The 22,449-nt window shown below is 56.8% G+C and carries 17 protein-coding genes and 3 pseudogenes; 13 read left to right on the top strand and 7 right to left on the bottom strand.

Annotated features, from left to right (window positions below; translation table 11 throughout):
- Positions 1-12 precede the first annotated feature (12 nt).
- Positions 13-1,065: an AbrB family transcriptional regulator gene (locus JNO11_RS18775; RefSeq protein WP_325177584.1), complete on the top strand. Its 1,053-nt coding sequence runs from the start codon at positions 13-15 to the stop codon at positions 1,063-1,065.
- Here JNO11_RS18775 and rarD read toward each other — a convergent pair.
- Together rarD and JNO11_RS18765 are read right to left on the bottom strand one after the other, a co-directional pair.
- Positions 1,036-1,935: an EamA family transporter RarD gene (rarD, locus tag JNO11_RS18770; protein ID WP_010257306.1), complete on the bottom strand. Its 900-nt coding sequence runs from the start codon at positions 1,933-1,935 to the stop codon at positions 1,036-1,038. The two genes, JNO11_RS18775 and rarD, sit on opposite strands and share 30 nt — an antisense overlap.
- Positions 1,936-1,958: 23 nt before the next feature.
- Positions 1,959-2,429 carry a thioesterase family protein gene (locus JNO11_RS18765; protein ID WP_010257304.1) on the bottom strand — a complete coding sequence of 157 codons (471 nt, stop codon included), beginning with the start codon at positions 2,427-2,429 and terminating at the stop codon, positions 1,959-1,961.
- A 194-nt stretch (positions 2,430-2,623) separates the two neighbouring features.
- Between JNO11_RS18765 and pldA the strand changes: the two genes are divergently transcribed.
- From pldA to JNO11_RS18745, 4 genes and pseudogenes are all read left to right on the top strand, one after another.
- A complete protein-coding gene (gene pldA / locus JNO11_RS18760) occupies positions 2,624-3,502 on the top strand; it encodes a phospholipase A (protein WP_010257301.1) in 879 nt (292 codons plus the stop codon).
- 24 nt (positions 3,503-3,526) lie between these two features.
- Positions 3,527-5,357: pseudogene (recQ, locus tag JNO11_RS18755) on the top strand (ATP-dependent DNA helicase RecQ).
- A 12-nt stretch (positions 5,358-5,369) separates the two neighbouring features.
- Positions 5,370-5,993 carry a threonine export protein RhtC gene (gene rhtC, locus JNO11_RS18750; RefSeq protein ID WP_010257296.1) on the top strand — a complete coding sequence of 208 codons (624 nt, stop codon included), beginning with the start codon at positions 5,370-5,372 and terminating at the stop codon, positions 5,991-5,993.
- Positions 5,994-6,216: 223 nt separating this feature from the next.
- Positions 6,217-7,027 (top strand): annotated as a pseudogene (locus JNO11_RS18745) (DUF1460 domain-containing protein).
- A gap of 53 nt (positions 7,028-7,080) precedes the next feature.
- Here JNO11_RS18745 and rhtB read toward each other — a convergent pair.
- Positions 7,081-7,704, bottom strand: a complete 624-nt coding sequence (gene rhtB, locus JNO11_RS18740; protein ID WP_010257290.1) for a homoserine/homoserine lactone efflux protein — start codon at positions 7,702-7,704, stop codon at positions 7,081-7,083.
- A 112-nt stretch (positions 7,705-7,816) separates the two neighbouring features.
- Here rhtB and pldB point away from each other — a divergent pair, with 112 nt between their 5' ends.
- Together pldB and yigL are read left to right on the top strand one after the other, a co-directional pair.
- Positions 7,817-8,809, top strand: a complete 993-nt coding sequence (pldB, locus tag JNO11_RS18735) for a lysophospholipase L2 (RefSeq protein ID WP_010257288.1) — start codon at positions 7,817-7,819, stop codon at positions 8,807-8,809.
- A gap of 52 nt (positions 8,810-8,861) precedes the next feature.
- On the top strand, positions 8,862-9,662 hold the full coding sequence (gene yigL / locus JNO11_RS18730; RefSeq protein WP_010257286.1) for a sugar/pyridoxal phosphate phosphatase YigL: 801 nt from the start codon (positions 8,862-8,864) through the stop codon (positions 9,660-9,662).
- Positions 9,663-9,712: 50 nt separating this feature from the next.
- On the opposite strand, the gene glpT is transcribed toward yigL, so the two are convergent.
- Positions 9,713-11,053 (bottom strand): glycerol-3-phosphate transporter, encoded by a 1,341-nt coding sequence (gene glpT, locus JNO11_RS18725; RefSeq protein ID WP_325177583.1) that lies wholly within the window; start codon positions 11,051-11,053, stop codon positions 9,713-9,715.
- 374 nt (positions 11,054-11,427) lie between these two features.
- Between glpT and JNO11_RS18720 the strand changes: the two genes are divergently transcribed.
- Positions 11,428-12,291, top strand: a complete 864-nt coding sequence (locus JNO11_RS18720) for a carboxylate/amino acid/amine transporter (protein WP_010257282.1) — start codon at positions 11,428-11,430, stop codon at positions 12,289-12,291.
- A gap of 511 nt (positions 12,292-12,802) precedes the next feature.
- On the opposite strand, the gene JNO11_RS18715 is transcribed toward JNO11_RS18720, so the two are convergent.
- Both JNO11_RS18715 and metR read right to left on the bottom strand, forming a co-directional pair.
- Entirely contained in the window at positions 12,803-13,282 is a 480-nt protein-coding gene (locus JNO11_RS18715; RefSeq protein WP_010257278.1) for a DUF1456 family protein, read from the bottom strand.
- 83 nt (positions 13,283-13,365) lie between these two features.
- Entirely contained in the window at positions 13,366-14,292 is a 927-nt protein-coding gene (gene metR / locus JNO11_RS18710) for an HTH-type transcriptional regulator MetR (RefSeq protein WP_003854400.1), read from the bottom strand.
- 144 nt (positions 14,293-14,436) lie between these two features.
- Here metR and metE point away from each other — a divergent pair, with 144 nt between their 5' ends.
- On the top strand, positions 14,437-16,707 hold the full coding sequence (gene metE / locus JNO11_RS18705) for a 5-methyltetrahydropteroyltriglutamate--homocysteine S-methyltransferase (protein ID WP_325177582.1): 2,271 nt from the start codon (positions 14,437-14,439) through the stop codon (positions 16,705-16,707).
- A 56-nt stretch (positions 16,708-16,763) separates the two neighbouring features.
- On the opposite strand, the gene JNO11_RS18700 is transcribed toward metE, so the two are convergent.
- On the bottom strand, positions 16,764-17,597 hold the full coding sequence (locus JNO11_RS18700) for a dienelactone hydrolase family protein (RefSeq protein WP_010671680.1): 834 nt from the start codon (positions 17,595-17,597) through the stop codon (positions 16,764-16,766).
- 303 nt (positions 17,598-17,900) lie between these two features.
- On the opposite strand from JNO11_RS18700, the gene udp reads away from it, so the two are divergent.
- The 4 genes and pseudogenes from udp to ubiE all read left to right on the top strand — a co-directional run bounded on the left by udp (position 17,901) and on the right by ubiE (position 22,443).
- Entirely contained in the window at positions 17,901-18,662 is a 762-nt protein-coding gene (udp, locus tag JNO11_RS18695) for a uridine phosphorylase (protein ID WP_010257266.1), read from the top strand.
- Between the two features lie 92 nt (positions 18,663-18,754).
- Positions 18,755-20,023 carry a tetratricopeptide repeat protein gene (locus JNO11_RS18690; RefSeq protein ID WP_325177581.1) on the top strand — a complete coding sequence of 423 codons (1,269 nt, stop codon included), beginning with the start codon at positions 18,755-18,757 and terminating at the stop codon, positions 20,021-20,023.
- 85 nt (positions 20,024-20,108) lie between these two features.
- Entirely contained in the window at positions 20,109-21,608 is a 1,500-nt protein-coding gene (rmuC, locus tag JNO11_RS18685; protein ID WP_325177580.1) for a DNA recombination protein RmuC, read from the top strand.
- A 75-nt stretch (positions 21,609-21,683) separates the two neighbouring features.
- Positions 21,684-22,443, top strand: a pseudogene (gene ubiE / locus JNO11_RS18680) (bifunctional demethylmenaquinone methyltransferase/2-methoxy-6-polyprenyl-1,4-benzoquinol methylase UbiE).
- Positions 22,444-22,449 lie beyond the last annotated feature (6 nt).

Raw genomic sequence — 22,449 nt, 5'->3', positions numbered from 1 at the left:
TATTAACTTCTTATGGACGCTTTTCCGTTGCGCGCGCAGTGGACGCTGCTGCTGCTGATCTCAGTATTGCTGGGCGCGGTGCTGCACTATTTTCATGTGCCCGCTGCGCTGTTACTGGGACCGATGATTGTGGGTGTAGTGATGGGGCTGTCGGGTGCCACGCTGCGAATTGATAAACGGCTGTTCCTGCTCGCTCAGGCCGTACTGGGCTGCATGATTGCGCAGAGTCTGTCGCCTTCGATTCTGGCCCCGCTGATCCAGGACTGGCCGATCGTGCTGGCGGTGCTGCTGCTGACGCTGGCGGCCAGCGGCCTGTCAGGTTTTCTGCTGGTGCGCTTCAGTCATCTGCCTGGCCCGACCGGCGCATGGGGATCGTCGCCGGGCGGTGCAACGGCCATGGTGGCGATGGCGGGTGACTTTGGCGCTGACGTGCGGCTGGTCGCATTCATGCAATATCTGCGGGTGCTGTTTGTCGCCTCGGCGGCCGCGCTGGTGGCACGCATCGGGCTGGGTGATGAGGCGCACAGCGTCTCGCTGCTCTGGTTTCCACCGCTGAATCAGGGCTTTGTTATCACCCTGGTGGTGATGCTGACGGGCGCGTGGCTGGGCACCCGACTGCGCATTCCTTCTGGCGCGCTGCTGCTGCCTGCGCTGGCGGGTGCGGCACTGCAAAGTAGCGACATCGCGGTGTTACAGGTGCCGGAATGGCTGCTGGCCGTGGCCTATGCACTGATTGGCTGGAGCGTGGGATTACGTTTCACCCGCCCGATTTTTCTGCTGGCACTGCGCACGCTGCCGCAGATGCTGGCCTCGATCTTCGGGCTGATGCTGTTGTGTGGCGGGCTGGCGTGGATGCTGACGCGAATGCTGGATATCGATCTGATGACGGCCTATCTTGCCACCAGTCCAGGCGGGCTGGACACGGTGGCGATTATTGCGGCGGGAACCCAGGTCAACATGGCGTTTGTGATGGCGTTGCAGACGTTGCGTCTGTTTACCATCCTGCTGACCGGCCCGGCTTTAGCGCGCTTTATTTCACGCTATGCGCGAACGGGAACGGAATGAAAACGCCACCGCATCGCAGACAAATACCAGCAGCGCCAGCCAGATAAAGCCAAAAGTCACCATCTTGTCTGGCGTGATGGTCTCACCGTAAAACGCGACCGCCAGCACAAACATCAGCGTCGGGCCGAGATACTGAAAGAAGCCTACGGTGGAAAGTCGCAGACGGCTGCAGGCCGCCGCAAACAGCATCAGCGGAATGGTGGTTACAATGCCCGCCGCTATCAGCTTCAGGTTGAGACTCAGTGGGTTGGCGGATAAGTGGCTGGTGGCGCTGTCGGCAAAACCAAACAGGTAAATCGCCGCCAGTGGAAACAGCCACAGGGTTTCAATCAGCATACCGCTCTGCGCATCGACCTGAATCTTTTTGCGCACCAGGCCATACAGGGCGAAGCTCAGCGCCAGGCCCAGCGCGATAATCGGTAACGACCCAAACTGCCACAGCTGCACCAGTACGCCGACGGTGGCCAGCAGCACGGCGAGCCACTGCAAGCGGCGAAACCGTTCGCGCAAAAACAGCATGCCGAACACCACGTTGATCAGCGGGTTAATAAAGTAGCCCAGGCTGGCTTCCAGCATATGCTGATTGTTGACTGCCCAGATAAACAGCAGCCAGTTGCCGCCGATAGTCACGGCCGTCAGCGCCAGCAGCAGCACTTTTTTAGGCTGGCGCAACACGCTGCGAACGCCGGGCCAGCTGCGGCTCAGGGTAATCAGTAACAGCATAAATAGTGCAGACCAGATCACCCGGTGCGTCATGATTTCCGTGGCGGGAACCTGCTTTACCAGTTTGAAATAAGCGGGCGCAATGCCCCAGATAAAGTAAGCGCCCAGTGCAAAGCCAACGCCCTGGCGGGTTTGTTGCGTATCCATATGCGATCCATTCAATGGCGTGGTTAGCCGATAAGATAGGTGGCGGTAGCCGTGGCGATATAATCGCCCTGTTGATTGTGCAGTTCCACGCGCGCCACAGCGACTTTGTTACCGGCGCGCAGCAGGCTGCTGGTGGCGGTGAAGCGTTCGCCGCGTCCGGGACGCAGATAGTCGACGCGCATATCAATGGTACCCATGCGTGACAGACGCTGGCGCAGATCCGCTTCGCTGATGCTTTCCTGACGGGTTAACGCATTACTGACGCAGACCATGCCCGCCGCCACATCCAGTACCGACGCGATAACGCCGCCGTGCAGAATCTGCTGCGCCTGGTTGCCCACCAGCATGGTTTTGTTATTGAAGCTGATCTCTGCGTAGTCTGCGTCAAGGCGCATCAGTTCCAGGCCCAGCGCCTGATTAAACGGCATGTGATAAACGAAAATTTCGCCGACCAGCTGGCGAGCGTCCTGCTGTGTCAGCACGGGTGATGACATGATGATGTGTCCTGAAAAAATCGGGCCAGAGGGGCGCGGAATATGAATGAGTTGTGTATTCTATGCCGCCTGCGAGGGTGTTTCCAGTTTAAGAAATCAGCACTCATGCTCACTGCCATTTGCGTGTAGAATGGCCTGCTTTTTACGACACCCTTTCAGTTACTTTGATACGCAGCTGCTCACCGGAGAATTTTATGCGTAAGCATCGCGCCTTGCTGGCGGCAATGTTGATATTTCCTGCGCTGGCGCAGGCGGATGAAGCCCATATTAAAGAGGTTCATGACGCGCCACAGGTTCAGGGCAGCATTATTGCTAACCTGCTGGAGAAGCATGATAACCCGTTTGTTCTCTATCCGTACGAGAACAACTATCTGCTTTATACCTATACCAGCGACCTCAATAAAGAGGCGATCTCCTCCTATAACTGGGGAGAGAATGCCCGCAAAGATGAAGTGAAATTCCAGCTCAGCCTGGCGTTTCCGCTGTGGCGCGGTATTCTGGGCGACAACTCGGTGCTGGCAGCCTCTTACACCCAGCGTTCCTGGTGGCAGCTGTCGAATAGCGCTGAGTCATCGCCATTCCGTGAGACCAACTATGAGCCGCAGATTTTCCTGGGCTGGGCGACCGACTATTCGCTGGCGGGCTGGACACTGCGTGATGTCGAAGTGGGTCTGAATCACCAATCCAATGGACGAAGCGATCCCACCTCGCGCAGCTGGAACCGCGTCTATGCGCGTCTGATGGCAGAGAATGGTAACTTCCTGGCGGAAATCAAACCCTGGTATCGCATCCCTGAAGGGGCGAACAGCGATGATAATCCTGATATCACCAAATATATGGGTTACTACCGCACCCGTCTGGGCTATAAGCTCGGCGACAATATCTTCAGCGTAGAGGGCAACTATAACTGGAACAGCGGTTATGGCGGCGCGACCCTGGGCTGGAGCTACCCTATCACTGAGCACGTTCGCTTCTATACTCAGGTGTTTAGCGGTTACGGTGAATCACTGATCGATTACAACCATCGCCAGACGCGTCTGGGTGTGGGTGTAACACTTAACGACTTGTTCTAATCCATAACGAAAGACAGGAATCGCGTGGCAACCTCGGCAGTTCTTAATCAGGAAGCGCTGGCGCAGCAGGTATTGCAGGATACCTTCGGCTACCAGCATTTTCGTCCCGGTCAGCAGACGATCATCAATGAGGCGCTGAGCGGGCGCGATTGTCTGGTGGTGATGCCCACCGGCGGTGGTAAATCGCTCTGTTATCAGATCCCTGCGCTGGTGCGCGAGGGGCTGACGCTGGTGGTGTCGCCGCTGATCTCGCTGATGAAAGATCAGGTCGATCAGCTGCTGGCGAACGGCGTGGCGGCGGCGTATCTCAACTCCACCATGACGCGCGATCAGCAGCAGACGGTGATGGCCGACTGCCGAACCGGTCGGGTTAAGCTGCTCTACATCGCCCCGGAACGTCTGATGATGGATAACTTCCTGGACAGTCTGGCGCACTGGCAACCGGCGATGCTGGCGGTGGATGAAGCGCACTGTATTTCCCAGTGGGGCCACGATTTCCGTCCGGAATATGGCGCACTCGGCAAGATGCGTCAGCGCTTCCCGGAATTACCGGTAATGGCGCTGACCGCGACCGCGGATGAAACCACCCGCAACGACATCGTTAACCTGCTGCATATGCAGGATCCGCTGATCCAGATCAGCAGCTTTGACCGCCCCAATATTCGCTACACGCTGGTGGAGAAATTTAAACCCACCGATCAGCTGCTGCGTTACGTTCAGGATCAGCGCGGCAAGTGCGGCATTATCTACTGCAACAGCCGGGCGAAGGTGGAAGACACCGCCGCGCGACTGCAAAGCCGGGGGTTCAGCGTTGGAGCCTACCACGCCGGGATCGACAGCGAGCAGCGTGGCCGGGTGCAGGAAGCGTTTCAGCGTGACGATCTGCAAATCGTGGTGGCGACGGTGGCCTTTGGCATGGGCATCAACAAGCCCAACGTCCGTTTTGTGGTCCACTTCGATATTCCGCGCAACATCGAGTCCTATTATCAGGAAACCGGGCGAGCCGGACGTGATGGTCTGCCTGCCGAAGCGATGATGCTTTACGACCCGGCCGATATGGCCTGGCTGCGTAAATGTCTGGAAGAGAAAGTGCCCGGGCCGCTGCAGGATATTGAGCGTCACAAACTCAACGCCATGGGCGCGTTTGCTGAAGCGCAGACCTGCCGCCGTCTGGTGCTGCTGAACTATTTTGGCGAGGGCCGCCAGCAGCCGTGCGATAACTGCGATATCTGTCTTGACCCACCTAAACGTTATGACGGCCTGGTTGAAGCGCAAAAAAGCCCTCTCCGGCATCTACCGCGTGGGTCAGCGTTTTGGTATGGGCTATATCGTTGAGGTGCTGCGCGGGTCCAACAATCAGCGTATCCGTGAGCAGGGTCATGACAAACTGCCGGTCTATGGACTGGGCAAAGATCAGAGCCACGAACATTGGGTGAGCGTGTTACGTCAGCTAATCCATCTGGGGCTGGTGACGCAGAACATCGCTATGCATTCGGCTCTGCAGCTCACCGAAGCGGCGCGGCCGGTGCTGCGTGGTGAAGTGCCACTGATGCTGGCGGTGCCGCGTTTAATCACCGCAAAAACAAAAAGCAGCAGTCCGGCGAAGTTTCACGGTGGCAACTACGATCGCAAACTGTTCGCCAAGCTGCGTAAGCTGCGAAAAGCGATCGCCGATGAAGAGAATATTCCGCCTTACGTGGTGTTCAATGACGCCACACTGATAGAGATGGCAGAACAGATGCCGGTCAGCGCGTCCGAGATGCTCAGCGTCAACGGCGTGGGTCACCGCAAACTGGAGCGCTTTGGCAAACCTTTCCTGGTGATGATCAAAGAGCATCTTGATGATGAAGAGTAAAGGACACTGATTATGCTGATGTTATTCGCCACTGTGGCGCTGGTGCATCTGGTGGCGCTGATGAGCCCCGGCCCCGATTTCTTTTTCGTGTCACAGACTGCCGCCAGCCGCTCGCGCAAAGAGGCGATGATGGGTGTACTGGGCATTACGCTGGGCATTGTGGTCTGGGCGGGTGTGGCGCTGATGGGGCTGCATCTGATTCTGGAAAAAATGGCCTGGCTGCATCAGATCATCATGGTCGGCGGTGGACTTTATCTGTTGTGGATGGGCTGGCAGCTGATGTGCTCGGCACGTCAGCGTCATAAACAGCCGCAGCAGGATGAGCCGGTGGTTGCGTTGCCGAAACGCGGCATGAGCTTTCTCAAAGGCCTGCTGACGAACCTGTCGAATCCTAAAGCCATTATCTACTTCGGCAGCGTCTTCTCGCTGTTTGTTGGCGACGATGTCGGTTCGGCGGAGCGCTGGGGTCTGTTCCTGCTGATTGTCGGTGAAACCTTTGCCTGGTTTACCCTGGTGGCGGCGATTTTTGCGCTGCCGTGGATCCGCGCTAAGTATCAGCGACTGGCGAAATGGGTCGATGGCATGGCCGGCGTACTGTTTGCCGGTTTTGGTATCCACCTGATTCTTTCGCGTTAATCTCCGTTTCAGTCCTTATGCCGGCGTGCGCGTTGCGCCTCCGGCAGAAACCTCCCTTGCTGTCGCTTCCTCCAGAGAGTTCGCTTGTGTGACGGATGTCACATTCCAGGGCTCAGGGAGTTTTGCTGTTGCAACCGCAGATAAATCGTCACTCTTTATTAATCATTCATATCCATATCTCCATTAAAGTCGGGAAGCAGGCGCAACGTTTATGAAGAGGATGATGAGAGTGAAGTTCATATTACTGGTGTTGATGACGGCCTGTATCAGCGCCTGCGCCTCGCCTGATGCCGCCCGCAACCCTGCGCCAGAGCCGGGCCAGACCGATGAGGTCACCTCGATCCTGATGCAGACGCTGCCCGATGTCGATCAGACGCAGGGCGAAAGGATTAGCCGGATCTCTGCGACGTTTCTCGGAACACCCTATGAAGCGGATACGCTGATCGGTTCTCCCACGCGTCCGGAAGCGCTGGTGATCAATTTCAACGGTGTGGATTGTTACACGCTGCTTGATTACGTGCAGGCGCTGAGCCGCAGCCACGATCGCGCCAGCTTTGAGGCTAACCTGATTCGGACCCGCTACGCTGGCGGTGAGGTCAGCTACCGGAATCGTCGCCACTTTTTCTCCGACTGGTTTGCCGATAGCCCGCGCAATGCCGATGACGTGACCCGCACTCTTAGCCCGGATACGGTGACGGTGGTGAAGCACCTGAATCGTCAGGCCAGCGGAGCAGAACAGGTGCCCGGTCTGGGTGTGATTGCACGTCGTATCACTTACATTCCGGCCCGGGCGATCACACCGCAGGTGCTGAACCAGATTCAGACCGGCGATTACGTGGGGGGTTTACGCCACCAGTCAGAGCCTGGATGTTACGCATGTGGGGATTGCTGTCCGGCATGATGGCCGCTTATGGTTCAGGAACGCCTCTTCGCTGGCCGTTAATCGAAAAGTTGTCGATGCGCCGTTCAGGGAATATATGCGCTCGAAGCCGGGCATCATTGTGTTGCGTGCGGTTCCACTGACAGCGCCGTAGCGGGGCCAGGGAAGAAGGGATAATCTTTCGCGCCGAATTCGGCGCGTCAGACGTTAAGCGATTTTTCTGGCGCTGGCGAGCAGCGCGCCTACCGCCATAAACAGCCCGCCAAAAATGCGGTTCATTAACTTCATCTGTTTTGGTCCCTTAATCCAGCCCGCAATCCGCGTTGCCAGCGTGGCGTAGCCAATCATCACGATGATATCGACCACAACGGTGGTGACGCCCAGCACCAGATACTGCATAAATAGCGGCTGATGCGGCTGAATAAATTGCGGGAACAGGGCGGCGAGAAAGACGATACTTTTCGGGTTGGTCAGGTTAACCAGCACGGCGCGTTTGAACAGGCGACGACGCGGCATCGCTCTGGCGACCGCATCCAGATCAATGCCACCCGCTGAGCGCCACTGCTGAATACCCAGCCAGACCAGATAGGCCGCACCGGCCCATTTCAGAATCTCAAACGCCAGCAGCGACTGAGAAAACAGCGCGCCCAGACCGATGCCGACCAGCACGATATGCAGCGCCAGGCCGACCTGCAAACCGGAGATAGAGGCCACCGTGCCGCGATAGCCGTGGCTGATACCGGTACTCATGGTGTTGATTGCGCCGGAACCGGGCGACAGGCTGAGAATTGTAGTGGTAAGCAGATAGGTCAGCCACCATTCGATGGTCATGGGTCAGGCTCTCTTTAGTAGCGGAATTGTGACACAATACGCCAGAAATAAGCGCGGCGCTACGGCCTGCGCATGGCATTCAGGACTCTTTATCCGGTCATCAGGAGGGCGAATGAATCAACACAAAGCCAGCTGGCTGCGACGAGAAAAAGCCTTTGCTGCCTTCGCTACCGGGCCACTGCTCGATTTCTGGCACAGCCGCGAAGAGCTTGAGTTTACCGGCGTGGGTAATCTGACGCTGCGCTACGTCCGCTTCACATCACCGCAACACAAGCGTGTGATCCTGATTGTGCCGGGACGCATCGAGAGTTACATAAAATATCCTGAGCTGGCGTACGATCTGTTTCACTGCGGATTTGATGTGGTGATCCTTGACCATCGCGGTCAGGGGCGTTCCGATCGCCTGCTGGAAGATTCACACCGCGGTCACGTGGCGGAATTTACCCATTATGTCGACGACCTTGAAACGCTCTATCTGAAAGAGATTATCAGCGGTCACTACCAGCAGCGCTATGCGCTGGCTCACTCCATGGGCGGCGCAATCTTAACGCTGTTTCTGGCGCGTCAGCCGCAGGCGTTTCATGCGGTCGCGCTGGTGGCGCCGATGTTTGGCATTGCTTTACCGTTGCCCTCTTTTCTGGCCCATCGGATCCTGGACTGGGCGGAGAAGCGTCCGGCGATGCGCGATGGCTATGCGCTCGGCACCGGCCGCTGGCGTGCGCATCCGTTTGGCATTAACCGGCTGACGCACAGCACCGAGCGTTACCGGCGAAATCTGCGCTTTTATGCGGACGATCCGGCGATTCGCGTTGGCGGGCCAACCTACCATTGGGTACGTGAAGGCATCCATGCAGGTCGCAACATCATCAGTCAGGTCGATAAGATCACCACGCCACTGCTACTGTTACAGGCCAGCGATGATCGGGTGGTCGACAATCGTTCGCAGGACCTTTTTTGTGCCGCGATGGCAGCGGCGGGTCATCCGTGTGAGGGCAATAAGCCACGGGTGATCGACGGTGCGCGTCATGAGATCCTGTTTGAAAAGGATGAGATGCGCGCCGAAGCACTCAATGCAGTGGTCGACTTCTTTTCCTCGCACCACTGACGTTATTTATCCGACCGGTTAAGGCCGGCAGAACCAGATACCCGAGGTTTTCATGTATCACATCGTTGCATCCGATCTGGATGGCACGCTGCTTTCTCCCGAACATCGTCTGACCCCTTTTGCGCGTGAAACGCTGCAGCAGCTGGTTGCGAAAGATATTCACTTTATATTCGCCACCGGCCGTCATCATATCGATGTCGGACAGATGCGCGACAGCCTGGCGATTCCGGCCTATATGATCACCTCAAACGGCGCGCGCGTGCACAACGCCGAGGGCGAACTGGTGTTCAGTCATAATCTGGATGAGGATATCGCCAGCGATCTGTTTGGCCTGCAATATCATCACAGCGATATTCTGACCCACGTTTACCGCGACGATGAGTGGTTTGTCAGCCGCTCAAGCCCGGCTGAGCAGGACTATTTCCGCGAGTCGGTGTTCAACTATCAGGTCTATGAGCCGGGTCTGCTGCCAACCGATAATATCAGCAAGGTCTTTTTCACCTGCGAAAATCCCGAGCATCTGATCCCGATGGAACAGGCGATTGAAGCGCGCTGGGGCGATCGGGTTAACGTCAGTTTCTCACTGCCTACCTGTCTGGAAGTGATGGCGGGCGGCGTGTCGAAAGGGCATGCGCTGGAAGCGGTCGCGAAAACGCTGGGCCATTCACTGGAAAGCTGTATCGCCTTTGGCGACGGCATGAACGATGTGGAGATGCTGAGCATGGCGGGTAAGGGCTTTATCATGCAGAACGCCCATCAGAGGTTGAAAGATACGCTGCCGGAGCTGGATGTGATCGGTTCAAATGCCGATGATGCCGTGCCGCAGACGCTGCGCACGCTCTATCTTGCTTAAGCCGTCAGCGCAAAAAAAGGGCCGGATATCCGGCCCTTTTTTTATTGCCGTCAGGCAGGGGTCTTTTTGTGTTTGTGTTCGCTGACCATGGTCAGTAACAGCAGGATAACCGCCAGCACACAGCCAGCAATCATCACCATGAAGCCGCCGTCCCAGCCGAAGTAATCGACGGTGTAACCGACAATGGCGCTGGCCGCCACCGATCCACCCAGATAGCCGAACAGGCCGGTGAAGCCCGCCGCTGTCCCCGCCGCTTTTTTCGGGGCCAGCTCCAGCGCGTGCAGACCAATCAGCATCACCGGACCGTAGATCAGGAAGCCAATCACAATCATACAGGCCATATCGACGCCAGGATTGCCCGCCGGGTTAAGCCAGTAGATCACGGTCGCGATGGTTACCAGCGTCATAAAGAACACCCCGGTCGCACCGCGATTACCGCGGAACACTTTGTCCGACATCCAGCCGCACAGCAGCGTTCCGGGGATCCCCGCATACTCATACAGGAAGTAAGCCCACGACGATTTATCCAGCGTGAAGTGTTTTACTTCTCTGAGATAGGTCGGCGACCAGTCGAGAATGCCGTAGCGCAGCAGATAAACAAACACGTTGGCCAGCGCGATGTACCACAGCAGCTTGTTCGGCAGCACATATTTCATGAAGATCTGTTTAGCCGTCAGCTCCTCTTCGTGGCTGGCATCATAGTCGGGCGGATAGTCGTTTTTGTATTCTTCAATCGGTGGCAGACCACAGGATTGCGGCGTATCACGCATCAGCGCAAAGGCCAGAATCGCAATGGCGATGGCGCCAAACGCCGGCATATAGAGTGCCGCTTTCCAGTCGTTGAACCACGCCATACCGAGCAGGAACAGCAGAGGCGGAATACCGCCGCCGACATTATGGGCGCAGTTCCAGACCGAAACGATCCTGCCGCGCTCTTTCTGCGACCACCAGTGAACCATGGTACGTCCACAAGGTGGCCAGCCCATGCCCTGGAACCAGCCGCAGATAAACAGCAGCACGAACATCACCATAATGCTGGAGGTGGCCCAGGGAACGAATCCCATGTTCAGCATCACTGTCGCAGCCAGAATCAGGCCTGCCGGTAAGAAGACGCGCGGGTTTGAGCGGTCAGAGACCGATCCCATGATGAATTTTGAAAAGCCGTAGGCGATGGATATGCCGGATAAGGCAAAACCGAGATCGCCACGTGAAAAACCCTGCTCTACCAGGTAGGGCATGGCGAGTGCGAAGTTTTTTCTGACCAGATAGTAGGCGGCGTAACCAAAGAAGATCCCGATGAAAATTTGCCAGCGCAGACGACGGTAGAGCGGATCAACGTGATCCTCCGCCACCTGCGGCTGACGTGGTGCAGGTTTAAAAATGCTCAGCATCAGTGAGGCCCTCCAGGGCACATTATGGTTTTTAATTCCCAGCAGGTTGGGGCAGGAAAAGAGCAGAAGAAAATGGACGCAGAATGTTCCATTTCGCGCAAAGAATAGTGTTAGTTGCGCAACGTTACTGTGATGAATGACACATTTGTTACACTTTTATTACATTCTGGAGCGGAAGTGATCATGCGATGGATCATTTCGCGCATTTTATCTGGCTGAAAGATCTTTATGCAGACAGTTATGTCAGGAAGCGAAAGCCCTTTTCCGATAGACATTCTGATCGCCTGGTTTGTAATCAGATGTCAACCAGATTTCACAGCCTGATGGCAGCACATTGTTTACACTGACGGCCTGTTAATTTCGGGGTCGTCACCGTGTTTTTATTGATTATTACCACCATTCTGTGGGCCTTTTCGTTCAGTCTGATTGGCGAATACCTTGCCGGGCAGGTGGACAGCTGGTTCTCTGTACTGATGCGACTGGCGCTGGCTGCGCTGGTATTTTTACCTTTCCTGCGCTGGCGTGGTCATCGCCCTTCAACGCTGTTGCTTTACATGCTGGTCGGGATGCTGCAGCTGGGCGTGATGTATCTGCTGAGTTTCGAAGCCTATCTCTATCTTAGCGTGTCGGAATTCCTGCTGTTTACGGTGATGACGCCGCTTTATGTGACGCTGATTTACGATCTGATCAGCCGTCGTCCACTGCGCATGGGTTATATCTTCAGTGCACTGCTGGCTGTGGCAGGTGCGGCCATTATTCGCTATGACAAAGTCAGCGATCATTTCTGGTTTGGTCTGCTGTTAGTGCAACTGGCAAACATCTGCTTTGCGGCGGGAATGGTGGGCTATAAGCGTCTGCAGGAGACCCGCCCGATGCCGCAGCACACGGCCTTCTCCTGGTTCTATCTGGGTGCGGTGTTGATTGCGGTGATCGCCTGGTGTGCCTGGGGCAATCCGCAGAAGTTGCCGACCACCTCATTGCAGTGGGGCATTCTGGTCTGGCTGGGCATTGCGGCTTCCGGTCTCGGCTATTTTATGTGGAATTATGGTGCGACCCAGGTCGATGCCGGCACGCTGGGCATTATGAATAACATGCACGTTCCTGCCGGGCTGCTGGTGAATCTGGCTATCTGGCAGGAGAAACCGCACTGGCCAAGCTTTATTGCGGGCGCACTGGTGATCCTCGCCTCGTTGTGGGTGCATAAGCGCTGGGTGGTGGGGCGCAGTGACCGATCATAAACAGGGCTGTTGCATGGGTGCGGCCTCCCGGGCTGGCGCGTCCGATCGCGAAGGAATCTCACATCCCTGTGGATCGGCCGGGCCATCCCTGGCCCGGACGCTTCGCTCTTCAGACGCGCCAGCCCTGGAGACTTAACAGCATCATCGCAGTTGAACCAGGGGCTCAGAGCGAATATGAAGGAGGGGATGGCGCGCTGAAACGTAGAGCATTCGCGATGGAGCTGGCGTGTGCGATCGCGAAGGAATCTTCCAGGATGGTTCAGAAATGCTCCCGGCGCTTTTTTCCCCTGCGACGAAGGCTCTACCGATGACCCGCTTTCACTCCCCAGGGCTGGCCTGGTGTTGCTGATTAAAAAGCCATGAAGAAGCTTAAGGGAAGAGGTGGCGCAACTGAGGAGCAAAGCGTCCGAGCCAGGGATGGCGAGGCCGTGCTGCATGGATGCAGGCTTTCTTTGCGATCAGATGCGCCACTTCTGACCACGCAGGTACCCGAAGCGATCAGCCACAGACATTAAGCAGGCTTTTCACTCTTAGGACGCTGAATCATCGCCAGCCCTTTCAGGAAGTTACGCAGAATCTGATCGCCGCATTCGCGATAGTTCTTATGATCAGGTTTGCGGAAAATCGCACCAATCTCAGCCTGTGAAACGGTAAAATTCACGCGCTTCAGTACATCAGGAATGTCGGTGGTTTTCAGATCAAAAGCGATACGCAGCTTTCTCATGAAGATGTTATTGGTCATCTTGCGCTCAATCGACGGCGCGGGCGCATCTTCACTTTTGCCGCGACGGTAGAAGATCAGGCCATTCAGGAAATAACCCATCAGCACATCGGGGCAGGGACGGAACGCAGCATCGTCATCTTTTTTCAGCCACGCCTGAATATCCGCCAGCGGCACGTCACATTGCGCCAGCGCAAAAATCTCCACCATTTTGGCATCGCTCAGGTTGAGCATATAGCGCACGCTGCGCAGAATATCATTGTTAGTCATGGTGAAATCTTCTCGTGGTCAGTCGACAGGCTGCGCATTATAGGGGATTTTGCCCGCCTTCGCGCAGGTTTGTGCCCGCCAGATTATCGCTGCAACACCGCACCGGGCAGCGCGGCGTCGCGCACAAAAGGCAGATGCTCACAGGCGTGCTGACGGGCAAAGCGGATAAACGCTTCCAGCACCGGCTGACGTTGCTCCCCTTCGCGCACGGCCGCATAAAGACGGCTCCACAGGCCATCGCCCAGCGTGCGGGTGACCACCAGACCCTGCTTCTCAAAACTCTCCACCACCCAGTGCGGCAGTGCGGCAATCCCCATACGTGCCGAGACCATCTGAATCATCAGCAGGGTGTTATCCACACTTTTCAGTGCCGGACTGACGCCTGCGGGCTGCAGGAAGTGACGCCAGATATCCAGACGCTGACGCTGCACCGGATAGATCATCAACACCTCATCGGCTAGATCTTCCGGCGAAATCTGCTCAACCTGCGCCAGCGGGTGATCCGTTGCCAGCACCAGACGCACTTCATAATCAAACATCGGGGAGTAGAACAGACCCGAGCGCGCCAGGATATCGGAGGTCAGCACCACATCCAGCTCACCCTGTTGCAGGGCGGGTTGAGGATCAAAGGTCACGCCCGATTTGAAATCCATCACCACCTGCGGCCAGCTCTGGCGGAATTTATCCAGCGCGGGGGTCAGCCACTGAATGCAGCTATGGCACTCTATCGCCACCCGCAGCGTGGTCTGATGTGGCTCATGGCAGGCCTGCAATGCCTGCTGAATCTGCGGCAGCACCTGCTCTGCCAGCTGCAGCAGAATATCGCCCTGCGGCGTAAAGCGCAGCGGCTGACTTTTACGCACGAACAGGCGGAATCCCAGCCGCTGCTCCAGATCGCTGAACTGATGAGACAACGCCGATTGCGTCTGATGAAGCTGGGCCGCCGCCGCCGCCAGCGATCCCGTATTGCGCAGAGCCTGAAGCGTCCGCAGGTGCTTGAGTTCGATCATGAGAGTCCTTCACATCGAAAATGAACATATTGCGCTTGAGCAATATACAGTACCCGCAGAGTATAGCAGTGTAAACATCTGGACGGCTAAACATCTTTGGCTGCCCATTTAAGCCAAAGTGAAAGATTATCTGGAGAACAGCACATGACTATCCTGAACCATACCCTCGGCTTTCCCCGTATTGGCCTGCGCCGTGAACTGAAAAAAGCGCTGGAGAGCTACTGGGCTGGCGACAGCACGCAGCAGGCATTACTGGCGACGGGCCGTGAGCTGCGTGCACGACACTGGCAACAACAGAAAGAGGCGGGCGTCGATCTGCTGCCGGTCGGCGATTTCGCCTGGTATGACCATGTGCTGACCACCAGCCTGATGCTGGGCAACGTGCCCGCGCGTCATCAGAACAAAGCCGGCACCGTGGACCTCGACACCCTGTTCCGCCTGGGACGCGGTCGTGCGCCGACCGGCGAGCCTGCGGCGGCGGCAGAAATGACCAAATGGTTTAACACCAACTATCACTACATGGTGCCAGAATTTACCCAGGGTCAGACGTTTAAACTGACCTGGACCCAGCTGCTGGACGAGGTGGATGAGGCACTGGCGCTGGGACACAACATCAAGCCAGTACTGCTGGGGCCGGTGACGTATCTGTGGCTGGGTAAAGTGAAGGGTGAGCCGTTTGAACGTCTTTCGCTGCTGGAGGGAATTCTGCCGGTCTATCAGCAGGTGCTGGCGGAACTGGCAAAGCGCGGCATCGAATGGGTACAGATTGATGAACCCGCTCTGGCACTGGAGCTGCCGCAGACGTGGCGCGAAGCTTTCCAGCCGGCGTATGACGCACTGCAGGGTCACAGCAAACTGCTGCTGACCACCTATTTTGACAGCATCGGCCAGAACATTGATGTGATTCGTGCGCTGCCGGTGAAGGGGCTGCATGTCGATCTGGTCCATGGTCGTGATGATATTCAGCAACTGAATCAGCAACTGCCCGCCAGCTGGCTGCTGTCGCTCGGCGTGATCAACGGACGCAACGTCTGGCGCGCCGATCTGAGCCGCTGGTTCAGCCGCTTGCAACCGCTGACGAGAGCGCGTGAACAGGTGTGGATCGGCTCCTCCTGCTCGTTGCTGCATAGCCCTATCGACCTGAGCGTCGAGACCCGTCTGGATGATGAAGTCAAAAGCTGGTTCGCCTTTGCGCTGCAGAAATGTGCCGAGCTATCACTGCTGAGTCAGGCACTCAACAACAACGATGCGACGGCGCTGGAAGCCTGGAGCGCACCGGTACACGCCCGCGCTCACTCCTGCCGCGTGCATAATGCGGCGGTGGGCCAGCGTCTGCAGGCCATTACCTCACAGCACAGTGAACGCCAGAGCGCTTATCCGGTGCGGGCGGTCCTGCAGCGTCAGCGTTTCAATCTGCCAGCCTGGCCTACCACCACCATCGGCTCTTTTCCGCAGACCACTGAAATTCGCGGCCTGCGCCTCGACTTTAAACAGGGCCGGCTCGACAGCAACCATTACCGCACCGGCATCGCGGAGCACATTAAGCAGGCGATTCTCGAACAGGAGCAGCTGGGGCTGGATGTGCTGGTGCACGGTGAAGCGGAACGTAACGACATGGTTGAGTACTTCGGCGAACATCTGGAGGGGTTTGTCTTCACACAGAATGGCTGGGTTCAGAGCTACGGTTCACGCTGTGTGAAACCGCCTGTCATCATCGGCGATGTCAGTCGTCCGGAGGCGATCACCGTTGAGTGGGCCAGATATGCCCAGTCGCTGACCAACAAGCCGGTAAAAGGGATGCTGACCGGTCCGGTAACCATCCTCTGCTGGTCATTCCCGCGTGAAGATGTGTCACGCGAAACCATCGCGAAACAGATCGCGCTGGCGCTGCGTGATGAAGTCGAAGACCTGGAGAAGGCGGGCATCGGGATTATCCAGATTGATGAGCCTGCGCTGCGTGAAGGTCTGCCACTGCATCAGTCTGAATGGGCCGCCTACCTGAACTGGGCGGTGGAGGCCTTCCGACTGAATGCGGCGGTGGCGCGGGATGAAACCCAGATTCACACCCATATGTGTTACTGCGAGTTCAACGACATCATGGACGCTATCGCGGCGCTGGATGCCGATGTGATCACCATCGAAACCTCGCGATCTGACATGGACCTGCTGGAGGCGTTTGAAAACTTCGACTACCCGAATGAAATCGGCCCCGGCGTCTACGACATCCATTCGCCTAACGTCCCCAGCGTGGAGTGGATAGAAGCACTGTTGCTTAAGGCGGCGAAACGTATTCCGGAAGCGCGTCTGTGGGTGAACCCGGACTGCGGTTTGAAAACACGTGGCTGGACGGAAACGCGTCAGGCGCTGGCGAACATGGTGACGGCAGCGAAGAAATTGCGTGGAGAAACGGCGTAGGGAATCGGGTCTGGTGGGCGAAAAAATCAGGGGCGCATAAGCGCCCCTTTTTTTATTTACTGCGATGCAACACCATACTGCCTGAACCAGGCCAGCATCCGCTGCCAGCCATCATTGGCAGATTCAGCATGATAGCTTGCACGATAGTCAGCATTAAAGGCATGACCCGCTTCGGGATAGACGATGATCTCTGCGGTTGCATTGGCGGCATGCAGTGCCTGACGCATCTGCTCGACGCTCTCCAGCGGGATACCCTCATCCTGGCCACCATACAAACCTAATACTGGCGCATTCAGATCGACTGCAATATCAATAGGATGCTTCTGCTGCTTCAGCGTGCGCTCACCGGTCAGTCGTCCATACCACGCCACGGCGGCGCGCAGTTGCGGGTTATGCGCGGCGTAGAGCCAGCTGATTCGGCCACCCCAGCAAAAACCGGTGATGCCCATGCGACGAATATCGCCGCCGTTGCGTGCGGCCCAGTTGGCGGCATGATCGAGATCGGCCAGCACCTGGCTGTCAGGCACTTTGCTGACCAGCTCGCTGAACAGCGTCGGGATATCATTATACTCAGCGGGATCGCCCTCGCGGAAATAGAGCTCAGGCGCAATCGCCAGATAGCCTTCCAGCGCCAGGCGGCGGCAGATATCCCGGATGTGTTCATGCACACCAAAGATCTCCTGCACGACCAGTACGACTGGCCACGGGCCTTCCGCTGACTGGGGTTTTGCAAAGAATGCCGGCATGTTTTCGCCCTGGCTGGGCACTGAGGTTTCACCCGCGTGAATCGCCGGGCTGTCGGTAATGATGGTGGTGGAGGCGGTGGGCTGCACGGCAGGGGCAAAGCCGCCCGTCGCCGGTTTTTGTGCCATATTATCACTGGGTTTCATTATTCTCTCCGTGCAAGCATTTGCGCAATCACGTAACTATAGCCTGGCCGGAAAGCGTATGCGCCAGGTGTCGGGTCACAGAATCAGCAGCGAATAAAATCATCCTTCTCTTTAACATTGCGCAGACCCTGACACAGCCCCACCGAGAGCTATCCGCACCCGGAAGATGCTATTGTGTGATTGTCGTCACAATTTATCTTTCTGGAAATGTAACTTTCATTTTCTTAAGTGAATGTTGTCACATATTTATTGGGCGTGCTGGCGTAGAGTGGCGCGCTACCTTCCCTTAACAGGAGTCTGAAAATGACACAGTCTGACGTTTTCCATCTTGGCCTGACCAAAGCCGATCTGCAGGGCGCCACCCTGGCGATTGTGCCGGGCGATCCGGAGCGCGTGAAGAAAATTGCCGGACTGATGGAAGATGCCACGCATCTCGCCTCACACCGTGAATTTACCTCCTGGCTGGCAAAAATTGATGGTAAGCCGGTCGTGGTCTGCTCAACCGGCATTGGCGGTCCTTCGACCTCGATTGCGGTCGAAGAGCTGGCGCAGCTTGGCGTGCGTACCTTCCTGCGTGTCGGTACCACGGGCGCTATCCAGCCGCATATCAATGTCGGCGATGTGCTGGTGACCACCGCATCCGTTCGCCTGGACGGGGCCAGCCTGCATTTTGCGCCGATGGAGTTTCCGGCAGTGGCTGATTTCGCCTGCACCACCGCGCTGGTTGCCGCCGCAGAAGCTTGTGGCGCGAAAACGCATATCGGCATCACCGCCTCTTCTGACACCTTCTATCCGGGTCAGGAGCGCTACGACACCGTCTCGGGCCGCGTAGTCAGTCGCTTCAGGGGATCGATGAAAGAGTGGCAGGAGATGGGCGTTCTCAACTATGAGATGGAATCCGCTACACTGTTAACCATGTGCGCCAGCCAGGGTCTGCGAGCCGGCATGGTGGCGGGCGTGATTGTGAACCGCACTCAGAAAGAGATCCCGGATGCGGTCACCATGAAACAGACAGAAAGTGACGCAGTGAAGATTGTGGTCGAAGCGGCGCGTCGCTTACTATAACGACCGCGTCTGGCAGCAGGTTTTTTGTCCAGACTCAAAATCTGCTGCCGGTAGTTAACGGCGCGTAATATCAGTGAAACCTGAGAGTTTTTATGCGCAATACTATTCCCGTCCGACGTCCTGCCCCTGGTGCTAATCCGGCCGCACTCAAAGCCATGCTGGAACGCAGTGCCGAACGTTTTCGCGCCGCCATGCAACAGGGCGACTATGCGCTGGCCGCTCAATGCTGTGAAGAGGTATTGCGCACGATGCCCAATCAGATGCAGGTGCTGAGCGACTACGCGCTCTGCCTGCTGCGTCTGGGTCAGTACAATAAATCGTACAAAATCTACCAGAAGATTTATCAGTCACCGCCCGCTGTACAGGCTACCGCCTCTGAAACCTGGCTGGATGGCCTGACCGAAGTGTGTGGCTGGCTGGATAAAAAGGATGAGGTGGCGCGTCATGGGCTGGCCTCGCTGATGCGCTCTGATGCGCGTTTCAGTCAGGGGCAGCGCGCCGCGTTTCCCGCTCCGCAACCGGAGCCTGTCGATCTCACTCATCCGCACCAGAATGTCATCGCTTTCTGCCTCTATGGCGATCAGCCGCGCTACTGTGAAACCTTAATCAAAAACGTTGAAGTGGCGCCTGAGCTCTATCCCGGCTGGGTCTGCCGCATCTATCTCGATGACAGCGTGCCGCAGCATGTCTGGCAGCGCCTTGACCAGCCGCACGTCCAGCTGATCGATATGTCTCACGAGAAAACGCTGTTTCCGACCCTGTGGCGTTTCCTGGTAATGGACGATCCGGGCGTGAAGCGTTTTATCGTGCGTGATGCCGACTCGCTGCTCTCGGAGCGCGAAGCGGCAGCGGTAAACGCCTGGCTGGCGTCGCCTTACTGGTTCCACCATATGCGTGACTACTTCTCCCATACTGAGCTGCTGCTGGCAGGGATGTGGGGCGGCTGTCACGGCGTCTTCCGGGATGTGGAACAGGCGATGCGCGATTTCATTGCGCAGTATCAGGGCAGCCAGCGCTTCACCGATCAATATTTCCTCAAGGTGGCGTTGTGGCCGACGGTGCGTGAAAGCCTCCTGAGCCACGATGAGTTGTTTCATTTTCATCAGGCCCAGCCGTGGCCTGACCATGCCCCCGTGCGCTGGCAGACGCCGCATTTCCATGTGGGCAGCAATGCCGGTTTTGCCAGTATGACCGGCAAATCCAGCGCCGCTGAGGGAAGCAGACAGCGCGTCGAGATCACCTCGGGCGGGACAACCTGGCACTATCTGGCGCAGGTTAAAAAGGGTGAATGGCTATTGCCCATGCCGTTTTTCCTGATTGATGAGTGGCAGGCTGGCAAGCTTACGGTGACGGCGCTGTAAGGCGCTGAATCCTGCTAAAATTATCTGGACATTCATACAGTGCGACTCTACCTTTCCCTCAGCAGCCTGAGTCGCGGGGGAAATCATGGATCAGCACATCATTATCAGCGCCTGTCTGGCGCTTGCCGGGTTAGGGATTGGCTGGATGCTGGCACAGTTACGTGCCGGCCATCAGGTCGCCAGTTTCCAGACCGAGCGCCGTCTGCAGGAAGAGGCGCAACAGCGTCAGCAGCAGCAAATCGAACAGCTTCAGCAGCAGACGCAGCAGCGTGAGCAGGAGCTTCGTCAGCTGCACGGCGCGCTGAGCGGCGCCAATGAGCGACTGCAACAGCTTGATTACTGGCGTAATGAAAGTGAGCAGCTTAATCGTGAACTGCGCAATCAGCTGGAGGTCAACAGCGCACAGGAGGCGGAGCTGCGCGAGGTGACCATTCGCCTTGAAGAGACCCGTTTCGCCGCAGAAGAGAAACAGCGCCTGCTGACCAACAGCGAACAACGCCTTAGCGCCCAGTTTGAAAACCTCGCCAACCGTATTTTCGAAAACAGCGGCCGTCGCGTCGATGAACAGAACCGGCAAAGTCTGGACGGGCTGATTGGTCCGTTGCGTGAACAGCTTGATGGCTTCCGTCGTCAAGTTCATGAAAGCTTTGGCGCAGAAGCGCGTGAGCGACATACCCTGACCCATGAAATCCGGCAGTTACAGCAGCTGAATGCGCAGATGGCGCAGGAGGCGCTTAACCTGACCAAAGCGCTGAAGGGCGATAATAAAATCCAGGGTAACTGGGGTGAAGTGGTGCTGAGCCGGGTACTGGAAGCTTCCGGACTGCGTGAAGGCTACGAATATGAAACCCAGGTGAGCATTCAGTCAGAACAGCAGGGCAGGATGCAGCCGGATGTGATTGTGCGCCTGCCGCAGGGCAAAGATGTGGTGGTGGACGCCAAAATGACGCTGGTGGCCTATGAGCGCTACTTCAATGCGGATGATGAGATCGAACGAGAGCAGGCTATTCAGGAACATGTCGCTGCCATGCGGGCGCACATCCGCCTGCTGGGACGAAAAGATTATCAACAATTGCCCGGCTTACGATCGCTGGATTATGTGCTGATGTTTATCCCGGTGGAGCCCGCCTTTTTGCTGGCCATTGACCGCCAGCCTGAGCTGATTGGTGAGGCGCTGCAGCAGAACATCATGCTGGTCAGCCCCACCACGCTGCTGGTGGCGTTGCGTACCATTAATAATCTGTGGCGCTATGAGCATCAGAGCCGCAATGCACAGCGTATTGCCGATCGGGCAACGCGGCTCTATGACAAGATGCGGCTGTTTGTCGATGACATGAGCGGCATTGGTCACAGCCTGAATAAGGCGCAGAACAGCTATCGCGAGGCGATGAAAAAGCTGTCAGAAGGGCGCGGCAACCTGATTGCGCAGACTGAAGGATTTCGTGCGCTGGGCGTGGAGATCAAACGGCCAATTAATCCTCAGCTGGCCGAACGAGCCATGCCGGAAAACCGGGCGGCTGATGACGCAGATGATGACAGTGATGCGGATGAGAGTGAGATGCATGTGAGGCGCCTCCACGAATAGTATGGGCGCAGCGTGCCTGACTTCCGTGACTCTGATACACTTCGGGAAGTATTGTTTGTGGAGCAGGTAAAACCGATGGCAGATGAATCACAGCAGGAAACTACCCATTTTGGCTTTCAGACGGTCGCCAAAAGCGAAAAAGCTGACAAAGTCGCGGACGTGTTTCACTCCGTAGCGGCAAAATATGACCTGATGAACGATTTGATGTCGTTTGGCGTCCATCGTATCTGGAAGCGTTTTACCATTGACAGCAGCGGCGTACGTCGCGGTCAGCGCGTGTTGGATCTGGCGGGGGGGTACCGGCGATCTGACGGCTAAATTTTCTCGCCTGGTGGGCGAAACGGGTCAGGTTGTACTGGCCGATATCAACAGTTCCATGCTGAAGATGGGCCGCGAAAAGCTGCGCAATCAGGGCGTGGTCGGCAACGTGAGTTACGTACAGGCCAATGCCGAAGCCCTGCCTTTCCCTGATAACTATTTCGACTGCATTACCATCTCTTTTGGCCTGCGTAACGTTACGGAAAAAGAGAAGGCGCTGGCCTCTATGTTCCGGGTACTCAAGCCGGGCGGACGCCTGCTGGTGCTGGAGTTCTCTAAACCCGTCCTGGATCCGCTGAGCAAAGCGTATGACGCCTACTCGTTCCATATTCTGCCGCGTATCGGACAGCTAGTGGCGCAGGATGCAGAGAGCTATCGCTATCTGGCCGAATCGATCCGCATGCATCCCGATCAGGAGACCCTGAAAGCGATGATGAACGATGTCGGTTTTGAAAATACCACTTACTCCAATATGACCGGCGGCATTGTGGCGCTGCATCGTGGATTTAAGTTCTGAGTGAGA

It is taken from the genome of Pantoea sp. 1B4 (genome assembly GCF_016925765.1).
Lineage (GTDB): Bacteria > Pseudomonadota > Gammaproteobacteria > Enterobacterales > Enterobacteriaceae > Pantoea > Pantoea agglomerans.
This window is presented reverse-complemented; position numbering and strand designations above follow the sequence as displayed.